This is a genomic window from Pseudomonas sp. PDM13 (genome assembly GCF_025685765.1).
In the GTDB taxonomy this organism is placed as follows: domain Bacteria; phylum Pseudomonadota; class Gammaproteobacteria; order Pseudomonadales; family Pseudomonadaceae; genus Metapseudomonas; species Metapseudomonas solani.
In genome coordinates, this window is sequence record NZ_JAOTQU010000019.1 from 143559 (window position 1) to 158496 (window position 14938).

General features: G+C 69.0%; 13 protein-coding genes. 9 read left to right on the forward strand and 4 right to left on the reverse strand.

What is annotated here, in order from left to right:
• Positions 1–11: 11 nt before the first annotated feature.
• Positions 12–1634 (forward strand): NADP-dependent glyceraldehyde-3-phosphate dehydrogenase, encoded by a 1623-nt coding sequence (locus OEJ36_RS20005; protein WP_263403052.1) that lies wholly within the window; start codon positions 12–14, stop codon positions 1632–1634.
• Complete coding sequence (locus OEJ36_RS20010) at positions 1634–2035, forward strand: DUF4952 domain-containing protein (RefSeq protein WP_021222874.1); 402 nt, start codon at positions 1634–1636, stop codon at positions 2033–2035. Before OEJ36_RS20005 ends, OEJ36_RS20010 begins: the two co-directional genes overlap by 1 nt.
• A gap of 271 nt (positions 2036–2306) precedes the next feature.
• Here the strand turns inward: OEJ36_RS20010 and cra are convergent, their stop codons facing one another.
• A complete protein-coding gene (cra, locus tag OEJ36_RS20015; protein ID WP_263403053.1) occupies positions 2307–3296 on the reverse strand; it encodes a catabolite repressor/activator in 990 nt (329 codons plus the stop codon).
• A 210-nt stretch (positions 3297–3506) separates the two neighbouring features.
• Between cra and ptsP the strand changes: the two genes are divergently transcribed.
• The 5 genes from ptsP to OEJ36_RS20040 are packed head-to-tail and all read left to right on the forward strand — an operon-like array spanning position 3507 to position 10326.
• Positions 3507–6377, forward strand: a complete 2871-nt coding sequence (gene ptsP / locus OEJ36_RS20020; RefSeq protein WP_263403054.1) for a phosphoenolpyruvate--protein phosphotransferase — start codon at positions 3507–3509, stop codon at positions 6375–6377.
• Positions 6377–7333, forward strand: coding sequence for a 1-phosphofructokinase (gene pfkB / locus OEJ36_RS20025; RefSeq protein ID WP_263403055.1), 957 nt, complete (start codon positions 6377–6379; stop codon positions 7331–7333). The genes ptsP and pfkB overlap by 1 nt, the downstream gene beginning before the upstream one ends.
• A complete protein-coding gene (locus OEJ36_RS20030) occupies positions 7330–9054 on the forward strand; it encodes a fructose-specific PTS transporter subunit EIIC (protein ID WP_263403056.1) in 1725 nt (574 codons plus the stop codon). Before pfkB ends, OEJ36_RS20030 begins: the two co-directional genes overlap by 4 nt.
• Positions 9055–9088: 34 nt before the next feature.
• The gene (locus OEJ36_RS20035; RefSeq protein ID WP_263403057.1) at positions 9089–9907 is read left to right on the forward strand and encodes a shikimate 5-dehydrogenase; all 819 of its coding nucleotides are present in this window, start codon (positions 9089–9091) and stop codon (positions 9905–9907) included.
• A gap of 23 nt (positions 9908–9930) precedes the next feature.
• A complete protein-coding gene (locus tag OEJ36_RS20040) occupies positions 9931–10326 on the forward strand; it encodes a GFA family protein (RefSeq protein ID WP_263403058.1) in 396 nt (131 codons plus the stop codon).
• 235 nt (positions 10327–10561) lie between these two features.
• On the opposite strand, the gene OEJ36_RS20045 is transcribed toward OEJ36_RS20040, so the two are convergent.
• Complete coding sequence (locus OEJ36_RS20045) at positions 10562–11464, reverse strand: hypothetical protein (protein ID WP_263403059.1); 903 nt, start codon at positions 11462–11464, stop codon at positions 10562–10564.
• Positions 11465–11673: 209 nt separating this feature from the next.
• Between OEJ36_RS20045 and OEJ36_RS20050 the strand changes: the two genes are divergently transcribed.
• A complete protein-coding gene (locus tag OEJ36_RS20050; protein ID WP_263403060.1) occupies positions 11674–12897 on the forward strand; it encodes a hypothetical protein in 1224 nt (407 codons plus the stop codon).
• Between the two features lie 332 nt (positions 12898–13229).
• Entirely contained in the window at positions 13230–13559 is a 330-nt protein-coding gene (locus OEJ36_RS20055; protein ID WP_043244725.1) for a hypothetical protein, read from the forward strand.
• Positions 13560–13700: 141 nt separating this feature from the next.
• On the opposite strand, the gene OEJ36_RS20060 is transcribed toward OEJ36_RS20055, so the two are convergent.
• Together OEJ36_RS20060 and OEJ36_RS20065 are read right to left on the reverse strand one after the other, a co-directional pair.
• Positions 13701–14171 carry a hypothetical protein gene (locus OEJ36_RS20060; RefSeq protein ID WP_263403061.1) on the reverse strand — a complete coding sequence of 157 codons (471 nt, stop codon included), beginning with the start codon at positions 14169–14171 and terminating at the stop codon, positions 13701–13703.
• A gap of 76 nt (positions 14172–14247) precedes the next feature.
• On the reverse strand, positions 14248–14938 hold a 691-nt coding region (locus OEJ36_RS20065; protein WP_317891591.1), incomplete at its 5' end, for a DUF2931 family protein.

Genomic DNA, 14938 nt, shown 5'->3' on the forward strand with positions numbered 1-14938 from the left:
AGGATCGCCCCATGTCCCGTTTCGCCCCCGAAGCCCTGTTCCCCAGCCTCGCCGACATCCCCGAAGCCTGGCGCCTCGGCGCACCGGTGGAGCAGCGCGAATACCTGGTGGAGGGCGAGCTGCGCCGCTGGGACGGCCCCCTGGCCACGGTGCGCAGCCCGATCTTCCTCAAGGGCGAGCAGGGCGAGGAGCAGGTCATCCTCGGCAGCACGCCGCTGCTGGATGCCGACGCCGCGCTGGAGGCGCTGGACGCCGCCGTGCGTGCCTATGACAACGGCCAGGGCGCCTGGCCCAATATGCGTGTCGGCGAGCGCATCCACCATGTCGAGCTGTTCCTGGCGCGCATGCGCGAGCGGCGCCACGAGGTGGTGCGCCTGCTGATGTGGGAGATCGGCAAGAACCTCAAGGATTCCGAGAAGGAGTTCGACCGCACCTGCGACTACATGGTCGACACCATCAACGCCCTGAAGGAACTCGACCGCCGCTCCAGCCGCTTCGAGCTGGAGCAGGGCACCCTCGGCCAGATCCGCCGCGTGCCCCTGGGCGTGGCGCTGTGCATGGGCCCCTACAACTACCCGCTGAACGAAACCTTCACCACGCTGATCCCGGCGCTGATCATGGGCAACACCGTGGTCTTCAAACCGGCCAAGTTCGGCGTGTTGCTGATGCGCCCGCTGCTGGAGGCCTTCCGCGACAGCTTCCCGGCCGGCGTCATCAACATCATCTACGGCCGTGGCCGCGAGACCGTCAGCGCGCTGATGGCCAGCGGCAAGGTCGATGTCTTCGCCTTCATCGGCACCAACAAGGGCGCCAGCGACCTGAAGAAGCTGCACCCGCGACCGCACCGCCTGCGCGCCGCCCTAGGGCTGGATGCCAAGAACCCCGGCATCGTCCTGCCACAGGTGGACCTGGACAACGCCGTCAACGAGGCCGTCACCGGCGCACTGTCGTTCAACGGCCAGCGCTGCACCGCGCTGAAGATCCTCTTCGTCCATGAAGACGTGCTCGAACCCTTCCTCGCGCGCTTCAGCGCCAAGCTCGCCGCGCTCAAGCCGGGCATGCCCTGGGAAGACGGCGTGGCGCTGACGCCGCTGCCGGAGCCGGGCAAGGTCGACTACCTCACCACCCTGCTGCAGGACGCCACCGCCAAGGGCGCCCAGGTGGTCAACGAAGGCGGCGGCCAGAGCCGCGAGAGCTTCTTCTACCCGGCTCTGCTGTGCCCGGTGAGCCCGGACATGCGCATCTACCAGGAAGAGCAGTTCGGCCCGCTGGTGCCCGTGGTGCCGTACCGCGACGTGCAGGTCGCCATCGACTACGTGCTGGATTCCGACTACGGCCAGCAGCTGTCGATCTTCGGCAACTGCTCTGCCGAGGTCGGCCGCCTGGTGGATGCCTTCGCCAACCAGGTGGGGCGCATCAACATCAACGCCCAGTGCCAGCGCGGGCCGGATACCTTCCCCTTCAACGGGCGCAAGAACTCCGCCGAGGGCACCCTGTCCGTGCACGACGCCCTGCGCACCTTCTCCATCCGCACCCTGGTGGCCACGCGCTTCCAGGAAGACAACAAGACGCTGATCAGCGAGATCATCCGCAACCGCGAATCCAGCTTCATCAGCACCGACTACATCTTCTGATGCGCGGCGTCCCGATCCTCGCGCTGCTGCTCCTGGCCGGTGCCGCACAGGCGGCGGAACCGGCCTGCGGTGACTTCCTCGAACAGCTCGGGGTCGAGTCGCCCGGGCTGCACTTCGAAGGCTGCAAATTGGAGGAAGGCGGCCAGCTGCGCCAACTGGTGGCCGAGTACCAGGTGCCCGGCCCCCAGGCCCATGGCGTGGAAAGCCTGCTGCAACAACGCTTCGGCCTGCAGCCGCTGCGGTTCATCTGCTGCGGCTGGGACACCCAGCCCGCCAACGCGCCCCACGCCAGCGGCCGGCCCTACGAAATCCGCATGAGCTCAGGGGAAACCCTGGAGAAGGACTGGGCGCGCATCGACCGCTTCCACGTCAGTGTCACCCTCTACCTCGAAGACCCGTGATCCCGGGTTTGCGATGCGCTAGGTAGGGTGGATGACGCTTTTTTCATCCACCGGCGGCGTTGTTTGGGACACCGAGTTGGGGCAGCCCTGCGGTCTGCTTGGCGACTGAAGTCGCCCCTACGTCGCCCCTACGAGGTCGTGCCACGGTGGGCGGTTTCTTGTGGGAGCGAATTCATTCGCGATGGCTCCGTCCCGGGCTGAAGCCCGGGCTACGGCAGCCGTGCATGGCGGGTGAGCCCCGCGAAACCACACCGGGTATGCGATGCGTCCTTCAGTTTCCGCGCCTCACCTGCAACCTTCGCGGTATCGCCAGCACCCCGGGCTGGTAGTCCCCGGCGATGGCCTGCAGCGCCCGATCCAGCACCTGCTCGGCGATCAGCTCGTGCTGCTGGCGCATGGAGTTCACCGGCAGCGGCAGGAAGTCCAGCAACTGGGTGTCGCCGAAGGTGGCCAGTTGCAGCTGTTGCGGCCAGGCGCCCCGTTCGCGCAGCACATCCAGCACGCCGGCCAGCAGCACGTAGGCGGTGGTCACCAGTGCATCCGGCAGGTGGCCCTGGCGCTCCAGCAGGCCCAGCATCAGTTGCCGGCCGCACTCGCGGCTGAACTCGGCGCCATGTTCCACCTGTGCCTCGCCCCCGAAGCCGGCGAGCGCGGCGCGGAAGCCCGCCTCGCGGTCGCGGCTGATGGGCAGCTCCGGCCGTGCGCCGAGCAACGCCACCTGGCGCGGCGTCGGGTTCAACAGGCTGCGGGTGAGCAGTTGCGCCGCCTGGTGGTCATCGCTCACCACCGAGCAGAAACGCCCCGGGGCCAGCTCGCGGTCGACGGCGATCACCGGCAGCCCGGCATCCAGCAACGCGCCCAGGCTCGGGTCCTGGGGCGGCAGGCAGCTGGCGACGATCAGCGCATCGCAACGCCGCGCACTGAAGAGCTGCAGCAGCTGGCGCTCGCTCTCCGGCTCGTCGTCGGAGCTGGCGATCAGCAACTGGTAACCCCGGGCCCGCGCCTGTTGTTCCAGCAGCTTGGCCAGGCGCGCATAGCTGGGGTTCTCGAGGTCCGGGAGGATGAAGGCCAGGGTGCGCGTCTGCCCACGGCGCAAGCCGGCGGCATGGGGGTCGGGGCGGTAACCGTGGGCATCGACCACCGCGCGCACCCGCTCCACGGTGGCGGGGGAGATGCGTTTCTCCTCGGCCTTGCCGTTGACCACGTAGCTGGCGGTGGTGACCGAAACCCCGGCCAGCCGGGCAATGTCACTGAGTTTCAAGGGGCGACTCCTCGTGGGGTGCGCGTTTCATCGGTCGGGCTTCAAGCGGCGAAGAATATCGAGTAACGTGCCGCCCTGGATTAGTGAAACGATTCAGCACGGCTTTTGTCCAGATAGCAACCACCCTCTGCCAAGGGTTGGGCAGCGCCTAAGCTGAAGGTTCATCGCACAACGACAACAGGGCCTGAAGGCCCGCGTGGAGGAAACGGCATGCTCGAACTGACCCCGGCTCTGGTGTCCATGGGCCTGGCGGCGGCGGACAAGGCCGCAGCCCTGCAACTGGTGGCCAGCCGCCTGGTGGACGACGGGCTCGCCGCCGAAGGCTACCTGGCCGCGCTGCAAGCCCGTGAAGGGCAGGGCTCCACCTACCTCGGCCAGGGCCTGGCCATTCCCCACGGCACCCCGCAAACCCGGCACATGGTCCACGCCACCGGCGTGCGCCTGCTGCACTTCCCCGAGGGTGTGGACTGGGGCGACGGCCAGCGCGTGTACCTGGCCATCGGCATTGCCGCGAAAACCGACGAACACCTGCGCCTCCTGCAGCTGCTCACCCGTGCCCTCGGCGAAGGTGACCTGGGCGCCGAGCTGCGCCGCGCCGAAACCGCCGACGCCATCATCGCGCTGCTCCAGGGTGGCCCCGGCGAGCTGGCGCTGGACGAACAGCTGGTGACGCTCGGCAGCGCCGCCGAAGACTTCGACGAACTGGCCCTGGAAGGCGCGCGCCTGCTGCGCCGTGCCGGCTGCGTGGACAAGGGCTATGCCACCCAGCTGTTGCAGGGCGACGCGCTGCCCCTGGGCGCAGGCCTCTGGTGGCTGGACAGCAGCCACGCAGTGAACCGCCCCGGGCTGGCCTTCGTCGCCCCGCGCACGCCGCTGCGTCACCAGGGCCAGTCGCTGGCCGGGCTGTTCTGCCTGGCCAGCCGAGGTGACGCCCACGTGGCGCTGCTGGAGCGGCTCTGCGCACTGCTTATCGAAGGGCGCGGTTCCGAACTGGCCCAGGCCGCCGACCGCCGCCGGGTGCTGGAAACCCTGGCCGGCGACGTCACCGCCGAGTGGCCCAGCCTGCGCGTACCCCTGGCCAACGCCCACGGCCTGCACGCCCGCCCGGCCAAGGAGCTGGCGCAACTGGCCCAGGGTTTCGCCGGGGAGGTGCGGGTGCGCATCGCCGACAGCGGCCTGCCCGCGGTCAGTGCGCGCAGCCTGAGCAAACTGCTGGGCCTGGGCATCCGCCGTGGCCAGGTGCTGGAACTGCTGGCCGAACCGGGCATCGCCGACCAGGCCCTGCCGGTGCTGCGCCAGGCGGTGGAGCAAGGCCTGGGCGAGGAGGTGGAGCCCCTGGCCGCCGGCTCGACCACAAGTACCGAACAGCCTGAGTCCGAGGCCGAGGAAACCACTCCCGGCGCACCGGCTCCGGGCAGCCTGCTCAACGCCGTACCGGCCGCGCCCGGCATCGCCATCGGCCCGGCCCATGTGCGTGTCGCGCGGGCGTTCGACTACCCCGCCCGTGGCGAATCCCCGGCCAGCGAGCGCAAGCACCTGCACCAGGCATTGGCCCAGGTGCGCGCGGAGATCGAGGCCCTGGTGGAGCGCAGCGAGGTGAAGGCCATCCGCGAGATCTTCATCACCCACCTGGAAATGCTCGCCGACCCGGGCCTGGGCGATGAGGTGGAGGCCCGCCTGCAACGCGGCGAGAGTGCTGCTGCCGCCTGGGCCAGCGTGATCGGCACCGCCGCTGCCCAGCAGGAGTCCCTGCAGGATGCGCTGCTGGCCGAGCGCGCCGCCGACCTGCGCGACGTCGGCCACCGCGTGCTGGCCAAGCTCTGTGGCGTCGAGGACCAGGTCGAACCCGAGCAGCCCTATGTGCTGGTGCTGGACGAAATGGCGCCCTCCGACGTCGCCCGGCTGGACCGCACCCGCGTGGCCGGCATCCTCACCGCGCGCGGTGGTGCCACCTCCCACAGCGCCATCGTCGCCCGAGCCCTGGGCATTCCCGCCCTGGTCGGCGCCGGGGCCGGGGTGCTGGCCCTGGAGCCGGGCACGCCGCTGCTGCTGGACGGCGGCCGCGGGCGCCTGGTGGTGGCACCGGAGCAGGCCCTGCTGGAGCGCGCCCGGGCCGAGCACCAGGACCGCGAGCGCCTGCTGCGCGAGGCCGAGGCGCACAAGAACGAACCGGCCCGAACCCGCGATGGCCACCGGGTGGAGGTCTGCGCCAACCTGGGCGACGCCGCCGGCGCCGTGGCGGCGGTGGAGCAGGGCGCCGAAGGCGTCGGCCTGCTGCGCACCGAATTCATCTTCATGGCCCATTCCCAGGCGCCCGACCTGGCGACCCAGGAGGCTGACTACCGCAAGGTGTTCGACGCCCTCGACGGCCGCCCGCTGGTGGCGCGCACCCTCGACGTGGGCGGCGACAAACCCTTGCCCTATTGGCCCATCGCCCATGAGGAAAACCCCTTCCTCGGCCTGCGCGGCGTGCGCTTGACCCTGCAGCGGCCCAAGGTGATGGAAACCCAGTTGCGCGCCTTGCTGCGTGCCGCCGACGGCCGCCCGCTGCGCATCATGTTCCCCATGGTCGGCAGCGTCGCCGAATGGCGCCAGGCCCGCGACATGGCACTGCGCCTGGCGGAGGAAATCCCCCAGGCCGACCTGCAGCTGGGGATCATGGTCGAGGTGCCGTCCGCCGCGTTGCTGGCCCCGGTGCTGGCCCGCGAGGTGGACTTCTTCAGCATCGGCACCAACGACCTGACCCAGTACACCCTGGCCATCGACCGTGGCCACCCGACGCTCTCGGCCCAGGCCGATGGCCTGCACCCGGCCGTGCTGCAACTCATCGAACTCACCGTGCGTGCTGCCCATGCGCGGGGCAAATGGGTGGGCGTGTGCGGCGAACTGGCCGCCGACCCGCTGGCGGTGCCGCTGCTGGTGGGGCTGGGGGTGGACGAACTCAGCGTCGCGGCGCGTAGCGTGCCCGAGGTCAAGGCGCGCATCCGCGAGCTCAGCCTGGCCGACGCCCAGGAACTGGCAGGCGTGGCGCTGGCGGCGGAAAGCGCCGAAGCGGTACGCGCCCTGGCGGAGAAATTCTGATGGCACGCATCCTCACGCTCACCCTCAACCCGGCGCTGGACCTCACCCTGCGCCTGCCGCGCCTGGAGCCCGGTGCGGTCAACCGGGGCCAGGCGCTGGTCAGCCACGCCGCCGGCAAGGGCCTCAATGTCGCCCAGGTGCTGGCTGACCTCGGCCACTCCCTCAGCGTCAGCGGCTTCCTCGGCGCCGGCAACGCCCAGCCCTTCGAGGCGCTGTTCGCCCGGCGCGGCTTCCACGACGCCTTCGTCCGTGTCGAGGGCGAAACCCGTAGCAACCTCAAGCTGGCCGAAGACGACGGCCGCATCACCGACATCAACGGCCCCGGCCCGGACGTGGACGCCGCCGCGCGGGACGAACTGCTGCGCCGTCTCGACGCCCTGGTGCCCGGCCACGACCTGGTGGTGGTGGCCGGCAGCCTGCCACGGGGCGTGGACGCCGACTGGTTCGCCACGCTGCTGCAACGCCTGCATGGGCTGGGTGCACGGGTGGCGCTGGACAGCAGCGGGGCGGCCCTGCGCGCCGGGCTCGCCAGCGCGCCCTGGCTGGTCAAGCCCAACGCCGAGGAGTTGGCCGACGCCTGTGGCCGCCCCCTCGACGAGTTGGCCGCACAGGCCGAGGAGGCCGCGCGCCTGCAGGCCGCCGGCATCGAGCACCTGGTGCTGTCCATGGGCGCCGAGGGCGTGCGCTGGTTCAGCCGGGGCCAGGCCCTGCAGGCGCGCCCGCCCAAGGTGAAGGTGGCCAGCACCGTGGGCGCCGGCGATTCGCTGCTGGCGGGCATGGTCCACGGCCTGCTGGCCGGCTGGCCCGCCGAGCGCACCCTGGCCCACGCCACCGCCATCGCCGCCCAGGCGGTGACGCAGATCGGCTTCGGCATCAATGACCGGGCGCAACTGGCCGCGCTGGAAAGCGCGGTGCTCGTGCAGCCCGTAGAAGAACAACACGAGGTACCCCGATGAAATTCGCCCTTGTCACCGCCTGCCCCAATGGCGCGGTCAGCAGCCTGATCAGCGCGCGCCTGCTGGAAGGCGCCGCCCGCCGCCTGGGCTGGACACCCGGGGTGGAGATGCCCGGCGGCGAGCCCCTGTCCGCCGAGGCCGTGGCCGACGCCGACTGGGTGCTGGTGGTGAAGACCGGCCCGCTGGACCTCGCGCGCTTCGCCGGCAAGCGCCTCTACCTGGCCACCCCGGCCGAGGCCCTGCACGAGCCGGAAGCCTTCCTCCTGCGTGCCGAGCGCGAGGCCCAGGTACGGGCCGAACAGGCCGCGCCTGCACCTGCCGTGGCCAGCGAGCGGCCACGGCTGGTAGCCGTCACCGCATGCCCCACGGGCGTTGCCCACACCTTCATGGCCGCCGAGGCGCTGAAGCAGGCCGCCGCGCGCCTGGGCATGGAACTGCAGGTGGAAACCCAGGGCTCGGTGGGTGCCCGCGACCCGCTGCCGGCCGAAGCCATCGCTGCCGCCGATGTGGTGCTGCTGGCCACCGATATCGAAGTGGACACCGCCCGCTTCGCCGGCAAGCGCGTCTACCGCTGCGGCACCGGCGTCGCCCTCAAGCAATCCGAAGCCACCCTGCGCAAGGCCCTGGCTGATGCCCAGGTGCAGCAGGCCGGCAAGCCCGGCAGCACCCAGGCCGAGGGCAAGGGCGAAGCCAAAGGCGTGTACAAGCACCTGCTCACGGGCGTGTCCTTCATGCTGCCGATGGTGGTGGCGGGCGGGCTGCTGATCGCCCTGTCCTTCGTCTTCGGCATCGAGGCCTTCAAGGAGCAGGGCACCCTGGCGGCCGCGCTGATGCAGATCGGCGGCGACACCGCCTTCAAGCTGATGGTGCCGCTGCTGGCCGGCTACATCGCCTATTCCATCGCCGACCGCCCGGGCCTTGCGCCGGGGATGATCGGCGGGCTGCTGGCCGCCACGCTGGGCGCGGGCTTTATCGGCGGCATCATCGCGGGCTTCCTCGCCGGCTACTCGGCCAAGGCCATCAGCCGCTGGGTGAAGCTGCCGCAGAGCCTGGAGGCGCTCAAGCCCATCCTCATCATCCCGCTGCTGGCCAGCCTGATCACCGGGCTGGTGATGATCTACGTGGTCGGCAAACCGGTGGCCGGCATGCTCGCGGCGCTGACCCAGTTCCTCGACGGCATGGGCAGCACCAACGCCATCCTCCTGGGCGTGTTGCTGGGCGGTATGATGTGCGTCGACCTCGGCGGGCCGATCAACAAGGCCGCCTATGCCTTCTCCGTCGGCCTGCTGGCCTCCCACAGCTACGCGCCCATGGCCGCCACCATGGCGGCCGGCATGGTGCCGCCCATCGGCCTGGGCATCGCCTGCCTGCTGGCGCGGCGCAAGTTCGCCCAGAGCGAGCGCGAGGCCGGCAAGGCGGCACTGGTGCTGGGGCTGTGCTTCATCTCCGAGGGCGCCATCCCCTTCGCCGCCAAGGACCCGCTGCGGGTGATCCCCGCCAGCATCGCCGGCGGCGCGCTGACCGGCGCGCTGTCGATGTACTTCGGCTGCAAGCTCATGGCGCCCCACGGCGGGCTGTTCGTGATGCTCATCCCCAACGCCATCAACCACGTGCTCGCCTACCTGCTGGCCATCGTCGCCGGCAGCCTGGTCACCGGCCTGCTCTATGCCGCGCTCAAGCGCGGCGCCGCACCAGAACCGGTCGCCCCCCACGGGCCGTGATTTTTCCGTCCACCTTCCCCAACGGAGCCACGCAATGCCCCGCACCCTGAACAAGGACACCCGTCTGTGCATGTCGCTGTCGGGCCGCCCCGGCAATTTCGGTACGCGCTTCCACAACTCGCTCTACGAGCAACTGGGCCTGGACTACGTCTACAAGGCCTTCACCACGGCGGACCTGCCGGCCGCCATCGGCGGCATCCGCGCGCTGGGCATCCGTGGCTGCGCGGTGTCGATGCCGTTCAAGGAGGCCTGCATCGCCCACCTCGACGAGCTGGACTCCTCGGCGGCGGTGATCCAGTCGGTCAACACCATCGTCAACGACGACGGCCACCTCAAGGGCTACAACACCGACTACCTGGCGGTGGCCAGCCTGCTGCTCAGCCATGGCGTCGACCCGCAGGCGGACTTCGCCCTGCGCGGCAGCGGCGGCATGGGCAAGGCGGTGACCTTCGCCCTGCGTGACAGCGGTTTCGTCAACGGCACCCTGGTGGCGCGCAACGAATCACGGGGCCAGGCCCTGGCCGCCACCTGCGGCTACGAATGGCAGGCGGAGCAGGGCGAGCTGCGCCCGCGCCTGCTGGTGAACGTGACCCCCATCGGCATGGATGGCGGCCCCGAGGCCGGGCAGCTGGCTTTCGACGAGGCCACCATCGACGCCGCGGAGGTGATCTTCGACGTAGTCGCCATTCCCGTGGAAACCCCGTTGATCCGCACCGCCCGTGCCCTCGGCAAGCGGGTGATCACCGGTGGCGAAGTCATCGTGTTGCAAGCGGTGGAGCAGTTCGTGCTCTATACCGGTATCCGCCCCGACGCCGAGCAGATCGCCGAAGCGGCGACCTTCGCGCGCAGCTGAGGGCATTATCCAGGAGCACAACGATGATCAAGCAGGTAGGCGACACCCCGATCCTTCCCCTTCATCGCGCCAGCTGCCACTGCGGCGCCGTGGTGCTGGAGCTGACCCTGCCGGACGGGGTGGTGGACCCGCGCCGCTGCGACTGCTCCATGTGCCGGCGCAAGGGCGCCATCGTCGCCAGCGTGCCGCTGGCCGGGCTGCGCGTGGTACAGGGTGCCGACGTGCTCACGCTCTACCAGTTCAACACCCTCGCCGCACGGCATTACTTCTGCTCCCGTTGCGGCATCCACACCCACCACCAGCGCCGCTCCAACCCGCATCAATACGGCTTCAATGTCGGCTGCCTGGAGGGGGTCAACCCCTTCGACCTGGGCGAAGTGCCCACCAGCGACGGGGTCAACCACCCGGCCGATCGCTGAATGGGGGCGTCGGGTTTCACCCGACCTACGCAGTGCCAGGGATACACCGATCGTGGGAGCGAATTCATTCGCGATGCGCTTCCCCCCACGCACAAAACACAAAGGCCGCTGTCCTCCCGGAGCAGCGGCCTTTTCGTTGTCATCGCGGCTCAGGTGAGCAGGGCGATGAGGATGATGATCGGGATAGGTACACCCAGGAACCAGAGCAGTAGCGAGCGCATGGTCGTTTCCTCGTTCAGCGAAGGGGGGCGGAGCGGTGGTAGGCGAGGCTGTCGGTCACCGTGTCGCGGCTGCGGCCACCGCGGGTGGCGGCGAAGCTGGCGGTGAAGGCACCGATGAGCAGGGCGACGAACATCCACAGCGAGGCGTGGATGCCGGCCTTGCGGGCGGCGTCGGCGGCCTGGCGGGCATCGGTCACCGCTTGCCGGGCCATGGCATGCACCTGCTCGACACGGGCCTGGGCCTCGGCCTGGGAGAGATTGGTGCGCTGGGCCACCAGGCGCACCAGGTAGTCGTGGTCCTCGGGGCTCAGCTGGCCACCTTCGGCCAGGCTGCGCACGAAGATGCGCGACACCACGCCGTGGGCGGCATCGTCCACGGTGGGGGCGGGGCGGTCGTCGCGGAACAGGGTGTCCACGTAGTAGCCATAGGGGTTCTGCGCATCATCGCTGGCACCGGGTGCGCTACCGGCGCTGGCACCGGCTGCCACGGCCGCGCCGGCCTGCACGCCGCCGCCCACCAGGTTGCCGACGGTGCCCACCAGCAAGGCGGCGGTCACCAGGGTCGCCACGGCCCAGGCGAGGAAGCCGTGGGCGGTGTCGCGGAAGAACACCTCGTCACCGTGCAGGCGGCTCCAGCGCAACCTCAGGCGCCCGGCGAGGTAGCCGCCCAAGCCGGCCGCGGCCAGCTGGGTGAAGGCCAGCCAGGCGATACTGGCAAAGCCCAGCCCCTCGGCGCTGATGCCCTCGTGTTGCCAGGGCGAGATGGCCGCGAAGCCGAGGCCGAAGCCCAGCAGCACGAGGATCAGGGACAGCGCAGCGGCAGCCGCCGCGCCAGCGAATACCGCGCTCCAGGAGACGCCCGAAGCGTCGGTGACTTCCAGGGCGGTTGCGTAGGCATCAGAAGTGGTGGTGTTCATCGTCGTGTCCTTGTTCGGAGGCTCAACGCCGTGACCGCCAGGGGCGGCGGTCGCCGTACCTTTTTTGTATGGCACTCATGGCTTTGGGTGCCGGAAGGCGAACAAAGGTTCAGGGATTATCTTGCGTGCGCCCCATGCATCGGCGTGCTGGTGCGGCGGCATCCGCTCCTCTAAAGTTCGGCGACGCTTTTTCATCGTTTGGTATCGCCATGGGATTTCTGGATTTTCTGTTCAACCGCAAGCCCTCCCCGGATGACTTCGCCGTGCTCTTCGAGTCCGCTGCACGCAAGGCCGGCTTCAAGGGCGAGCTGACCTATCGCCCCCGGGAGTTCCGCCTGGTGTATGGCGAAAGCGCCTTCTTCAACCTGCACAATGCCTACCGCGAGTACTGCAGCCAGCGTGGCGCGCGGCGCCGCGAAACCCTGAACAACTACATCGCTGCACTTTGCGAAAACCAGCGCAGCCGCGCGCTGCCCCTGGACGAGGCGCGCCCATTGCTGCTGCCGGTGATCCGCAGCCGCGGCATGATCGAAGAGCTGCGCCTGCACCAGGTGCGCACCGAAGGCGACGACCTGGACTTCAGCCCCGTCTACCTGCCCATGGGCGATGACGCCGTGGTGCTGCTGGCCATCGACCACCCCGAATCAACCGCCACCCTGGTGCAGGGCCCTGACAAAAGCTGGGGCATCACCCTGGAAGAGGGCCTGGCCATCGCCCTGACCAACCTGCGCGACACCACCGCCGACAGCTTCGTCGAGGTGGTGCCGGGGCTGTTCCGGGGCGACTGGAACGACAGCTACGACATCAGCCGCATCTTCCTGCCCGATGTGCTCGAGCGCCTGCCGCTCAAGGGCCGGCCCGTGTTCATGGTGCCCAGCCGCGAAACCCTGCTGGTGACCGGGGACCACGACGGTCACGCGCTTGCTGCCATGGTCGAGCTGAGCCTGCAGTCGGCCAGCGAAGGCCGCGCCATCTCCACCGGGCTGTACTGCTACGAGGACGGCAAGGTGGCGACCTACCCGGTGCAGCACCCGCTGCTGCAGGCCCGCCTGGCGCGCATGCGCTACCTCACCACCAAGAACGAATACGACACCCAGAAGCACGCGCTGGACCTGATCCACCAGGAGAACAGCACCGACATCTTCGTCGCCAACTACCAGCTGTACGCCGCCCAGGAAAACCCCGACCAGCTGTTTTCCATCGCCAGCTGGACCGAGGGCGTGGACAGCCTGTTGCCCCGCGTCGACCGCCTGGTGCTGGTGCGCCCCAACGAAGACTGCAGCGACGCCGAGACCCGCGCCGTTTCGTGGGAACAGGCCATGGCGCTGCTGGGCGACCTGCTCGAAGAAGCCCCCGGCTTCTACCCGCCGCGCTACCGCACCCTCGGCTTCCCCGAGCCCAGCCGCGCCGAACTGCTGGACGAGGTGAACTAGCCGGCTTGGCCCAACGCTGCTGCGCTCGATGGGGCAACGTTGCAAAGGCCCGCGCTATGGAAAACGCCTACAAGGCAACGCCGTTGCGCGCCTACAAAGGGCTTGGATAGGGTTCCGCCGCTGCTTTCCACAGAAAGCGGTCGGGTGTGGAAGCCCGGTGTTCTTCGAAGTCCACACGCCATAGCGACGCCTCGCGTCGGCAGTCTATGGCGGACCGTGTGAGTGGGCTCGCGCCCAGCCGGTTTTGTGTGACTTCCCGGTACTTCCACCTCGCACGGTCCGCCACCCTTCATGCAGTAGGTGGCGGCTCTATCACAGGATGGAGTACTGCCATGACCCTTCCCGAGATCACCCCTCGCACCTTCCTGCGCCACCAGCGTCAACTGCGCGCTTTCCTGATGGGCCACGAAGCCTGGTTTTCCACCCGCGACCTGCGCCGCCTGCTCAACACCGATATCAACCGCCGGACCCTGTTCCGCCTCTGCGACGACCAACACCGCCGCGTGCGCCTGCGCACTGCCAACGGCTGGTTCGAAGAGGAGGCGGTGGTGAGCGAATCCGGCCTGCATGATCTGCTCAGCGTCTACTGCTTCCACCCGGAAAACCGCATGCTGCGGCGCTGGGTCAGCCAGGAAGTGGTGGCGGTGCTGCGCGTCGGTTGAGCAGTCTCCCAGGCAACGCACCCAGCGGTGCGTTGCCAAGCCTGCCCCGGGCTGAGGCCCGGGCTACGTCGCCGGCTTGGCACAGCCGTAGGTTGGCGCCGAGCCTGCGAGGCCCAACGCAGCGGTGCATCGGGTGATGGGTCAGAACACCACTCGCGGCCGGAATACCGAGCGGCCACCACCACAGCCACCGTACCTGCACAGGATGCTGTTGCCCGCCTCGGTGGGCAGCAGCTGCACGTTGGCCTCGACGTCGAAGGCGATCCGGTAGCGGCTGGCGGCCAGGTTGGACAGCGGCACCGTGAGCTGGGCGCGGCCGCAATCGCCGGCGTCGACGGCCAGGTCCCATTGGCCGTAGGGGAGCTGGAAAGCGGCCGATTCCGCAATTTCCAACTGCACGGCGAGCTGGCCATTGATGTAGACGCTGGCCAGGCATTTGCGCCCCCACCAGGCATCGTCGCGGTTGACGATCAGGTACTGGCTCGGCTCGGCCGGTGTTTCCTGATAGGCGAACAACCGCTCTGGCGGAACCGGCCAGGTCTGGTTGGCGGGGATCTGTTTGCTTTGGCAAGCGGTGAGCAGCAGGTAGCAGAGCAGCAGGAGAGGGCGCATGGTTCATCCTTGAAGAGGTAGTGCCGGGCGTGACTATACCCGGCAGCCAGGTGCCGGAGAATTGGATCGCTAACGATTACCAGGATTCATAAGGGATGCCGTGTTGCTCGATATAAGCCTGCGCGGCCTCAGTGGGTGGGCGGTAATAGCGCCCATTGGAGTTGCCCTCATAGGGGCCCCTCGTATCGACCTTGGCCTGGTAGCGCCCGATCTCGATATTCGACAGGCATGGCCCACCCACCCAGGCCTTGGCGAAGCCGCCGGGGGCCATGCCGATGGAGACGATCTTGCGGTAGTCGGTTTCCCAGCTTTTGGAGCCTTGGCAGTAGGTGCGCTGTGGCTTGACCATCTCGTCGCGCACCCATTGCGGGATATCGATGCGCAGCTTGTAGGTCTGGGGCTCCACCAGGGACTGCCAGCGCACGAACAGCGTTTCGGGCAAGTCGACATTGGATGCCTGCTTCATGGCGCCACCGCCGTTGTGCCAGCCAACCGGGCTGCCGGTGTAGCTGACGACTCCACCATGGATATGGAAGTACGCCAGTCCTCGACGATCGATGACATCCACGCTTTCCACCCAGACTTCCATGAAGCGCGGCGCGGCAAGACCGACGTACCAGTAGTCATAGGGTAGCCTCGGCCGGCCGGAACCTGTCGCGCAACCGGCCAGGGCAAGGATGATAAGGGCCAGCAGCAGGCGCTTCATTGCGGATACCCCGCTTGCGGTTTGTTGTTGAAGACCAGCCGCTGGTTGGGCGCGGGTTTGC